This is a genomic window from Sinomonas sp. (assembly GCF_036848755.1).
In the GTDB taxonomy this organism is placed as follows: Bacteria; Actinomycetota; Actinomycetes; order Actinomycetales; family Micrococcaceae; genus Sinomonas.
Genome location: NZ_DAIUJO010000197.1, coordinates 1 through 3,551 on the forward strand (window position 1 = coordinate 1; position 3,551 = coordinate 3,551).

Sequence of the window (3,551 nt, forward strand, 5' to 3'; positions counted from 1 at the left end):
TGGTCAGGACCGTCCACGGCCGCGGCTACCAGCTCGGTGACCTCGCCTGAGAGCCGGACCCGGGGCCCCCGCAACCCAGACGCGGCCGCCGAGGAATACCTCGAGCTCGTCCTGAAGCGCGCAGAGGCCGAACAGGGTCGCTCCGGGCTGGGCGTCCACGAGCAGGTCGGGAGGGCGCCGGCAGGAGCGGAACCGAACCTCCCCCCGGGCCCGGGTCCCGGAGACGCCGCACCAGGACTCGGCAGGTCTTCGCCGACGTCCTCACGCGAACGGCCAACCCGCCCATCCGGGCCCGCGGACCTCCTGTGCCTGCCTGGGACACACCCGAAGAAATGGGAGCTGCTACTGCCCTGCACACACCCAGACGGGTGTTTCCTGCATTCCTCATCCTGGGCGTGGCCAGCGGCCGCGCCCGCCATGGCCGCCCCCGCACCCACAGTGAACATCGTCACCGACGGGATACCACCGACCTGCTGGCCTGCGCCCTGTTCCTCGGGGTGGCGGTCGTGCTGTGGATGCTGCCCCTTGATGCTGGCCCTGTTCGCGCTCGTGGGGAGAACGGAACGGCCGCCCGCGGCCTCACCTCCCTCGCCGGAGCGGGCGGCCAGCGGGGTCCCCGGCCGCGGACCGGTCAGGAGCCGGCGCCGTGTCCGCGTTCCCGGCGCCCCTTGCGGACCCGCCAGACGGCCACGGCGACGATGGCCAGCACGACTACGGCGGCGGTGATGTCCCGTCCGGCTGCCTTGGCCACGGTCTGGTAGGAGGCCCCGGCAAGGTATCCCAGGAGCACGAACCCGGTGCCCCAGGCGATCCCGCCCAGGGCGTTGAAGGCCAGGAACTTCGGGTATCGCATCTGCGAGGACCCGGCCAGGGCGGGCATGACGGCGCGGAAGAACGCCACGAACCGGCCCAGGAACACCGCCCAGCCGCCGCGGCGGCGCAGGAAGCCCTGGGCGTCGTCGAGCCGTCTGCGGTGCTTCTGCAGGGGTCTGGACTCCAGCAGGCGGGGGCCGAGGTGCTTGCCGACCTCGTACCCGACCGTGTCGCCGACGATCGCGGCGAAGACCACGAGCGGGGCCATCAGCCACACTGAGGCCTTGCCCTGGGAGGCGACCACCCCGCCGAGCACGGCGGCGGTCTCCCCGGGGATGACGAACCCGACGAAGAGGGCGTCCTCGGCGAAGACGAACGCGAACACCAGCAGGTAGGCCAGCAGCGGGGGCATCCCCAGGATCACATCGACAACCGCACCCACACCCCTCTCCTTCCTCCCACCATGTTGCCGATACCCCGCTTCCTGCGCATCAGCACAAGGAGGCCTCTGGACGGCGGCCGGGATCAGGCACCGGGTCCGCCCCGCTGACGGGAGCCGGCGGGGAGCGGGCCCCCGGCGTCGCCGAGCTCACGGCCCAGCTCGGCGGCCCCCATGGTGCGCCCGAACCGTCCGGACCCGGTGGCGTCCGCGAGGTGCGCGAACGCGACCGGGGTGGCCACGGCGATGCCGGTGCCGATCAGGACCGCGGCGAGGTAGACGCCGACCGCGGCCACGGCCTGCGCGGAGAGGGAGGCGAGGGCGCCTGCGAGGACCCCCGCGGCGATCAGCAGGAGCCCGCCGGCCATCGCGGGCCGGTCACGCAGGCGGCCCGCGTCGCGGGCGCGTCCGATGCGAGGCTGGATCAGCGCCGAGGCGAGGGCGAGCAGAGTCACGGCCCCGACGCTGGCCAGCGTTCCGAGCCCTGCACCGGCGGCGACGGCGGGAAGGAAGCCCACCGCCGCGCCGAGGGCCCCGGCGGCGGCGGCGAACCCGAGCAGCCCGGCGACGATCACCGGCTTGGGCCCGATCCGGTCCGAGAGCGACCCGAAGAGGGGCTTGAGGAAGACCTCGGCGATGTCGTACAGCGCCAGGAACGCGCCCAGGGCCAGCAGTCCCGCCCCCAGGCCGCCGTGCCCGGCCCCCGAGGGCCCGCCATCCGTCGGTGTCCACCACTCCTCGGGCGGTTCTTAGAGCGTCTTAGACGCCTGAGGGCAGCATGGGCCCATAGCCTTCCCCGCGGGTGAGGGCCGGAGAGTTGCAGGGAGTTCAGGATCGCGAACCTGATGCCCCTGGTCCGCACCCCAGGGAAGACCTCGTTCTTCACCGCGGCGACGATGCTCGCCAACGCCCATACCCCGCTCCTGCACTCCATCGTGAAGGAGATCGTGCACCGGGCCCGCCCCGACGCATCGCGTGGCGCTGCTGGCCGAGGCGTCCCCAAGCTTCCCCAGCGGGCACGTGATGCGCCCGGCCGTCGCCTACGGGGTCATCGCCTACCTGCTCTTCAAGGCCTTCGCCTCCACGGCCGCGAAGGCGCCCACGGCGGCAGGCTGGCTCCTGGCCGTGCTGCTGGTGGCGATGAGCCGGGTCTACCTCGGGGCCCACTGGGCCACCGACGTCTGGGGGCAGCATGCTGCTCGGGGGCGCCGCACTGGCCGCCGTGGTCGGAGCCCCCGAGACCGCCCCCGCTTCCCCGCCCTCGGATCGCCTTCGCCGTGGCCACCGCACCCCTGCTGCTCCACCCCCAGGCCCCCTAGCCCCACCCGTCCAACCCGGAACCAGCGCACAGCCCCGGACCGGACCGAGCCACCCCGCCACCGGCTCCGGGATGAGGCGCCGGCCCTGGCGCCCGGTCTCAGCGGCTGATTCCCTGGTCCCTGTCCCTGCCGGGCGGCTTCCTGGTGACGCGGGCCTCCGCGGGGGCAGTCCGGGCTCCCGGGGTCGGCGCGGTCGGGAACGACTGGGCGACGAGGCGCCGGATTCCCTCCAGCTCGCCCTCCGGACCACCCGGGGGCGCCTCCCGGCGTAGGCCGCCGGAGGGCACTCGCTGGGCGGAGCGGTGCTGCTCCTTCAGCGCGTGCAGGTCCCCGCGCACGGCGGTGAGCTTCTCCACGGCGGCGGCCCGGATGCGCTCGGCGTCGCGGAGCCTTCCGGAGGCCTTGTGCATGTCGTGGACGGCGCGCATGGTGTTGCGCAGCTGGGCCAGCAGCAGTGCGTGCCCTGCTGCCGTGGAGGGCCCGACCGCGGTCTGCATGAGCAGCATGCTGGCGCCTTTCGCGCTCGGCAGGGGCGCGTGCCCGGCACGTGGTGGGAAGCGGTTCAGCTGGGCGGTGCGGGACAGGGCCTTGGCGGTCTCGGCCAGTGGCCCCGGCACCGGTTCGGTGCGCAGGCTCCAGGCCGCGAACGCCCCGGACGTCTCGCGGGCGAACTGCGCCCACAGCGCATGGTCGGTCAGCGGGATCGTCTTCATCCGCTCGAACAGTTCCCCGACCTCGGCGGTGGCCTTCTCCCACTCGGATGCGGTGGGCACCCTGGCCTCCCGGCCCTGGGTCGTCGGCCGTTTCCCGGCGGCGGCGGCCTGCCATTCGGCCGTCGCGGCCGCGACGGCTTCTGGAGTAGTGGTCCAGCCCTTGCGCAGCTGCGGGAGGGCCAGGTCGCGGGCGATCCTTCCCCCGCCGAACCACACGGGCCGCTCGGCCCTGCTCTCCGGCTTCAAAGCGACCGAGTACCCGGTCAC

The 3,551-nt window shown here is 73.8% G+C and carries 3 protein-coding genes and 1 pseudogene; 1 reads left to right on the forward strand and 3 read right to left on the reverse strand.

Annotated features, from left to right (window positions below; all coding sequences use genetic code 11):
• Positions 1 to 631: 631 nt before the first annotated feature.
• A complete protein-coding gene (locus tag V7053_RS18295; RefSeq protein WP_334173688.1) occupies positions 632 to 1,255 on the reverse strand; it encodes a DedA family protein in 624 nt (207 codons plus the stop codon).
• A gap of 83 nt (positions 1,256 to 1,338) precedes the next feature.
• A complete protein-coding gene (locus V7053_RS18300) occupies positions 1,339 to 1,827 on the reverse strand; it encodes a hypothetical protein (protein ID WP_443022666.1) in 489 nt (162 codons plus the stop codon).
• 400 nt (positions 1,828 to 2,227) lie between these two features.
• On the opposite strand from V7053_RS18300, the gene V7053_RS18305 reads away from it, so the two are divergent.
• Positions 2,228 to 2,680, forward strand: coding sequence for a phosphatase PAP2 family protein (locus V7053_RS18305; RefSeq protein WP_334173689.1), 453 nt, complete (start codon positions 2,228 to 2,230; stop codon positions 2,678 to 2,680).
• Here V7053_RS18305 and V7053_RS18310 read toward each other — a convergent pair.
• A pseudogene (locus V7053_RS18310) lies at positions 2,670 to 3,551 on the reverse strand (relaxase/mobilization nuclease domain-containing protein); the annotation flags it as partial. The gene V7053_RS18305 and the pseudogene V7053_RS18310 overlap by 11 nt on opposite strands.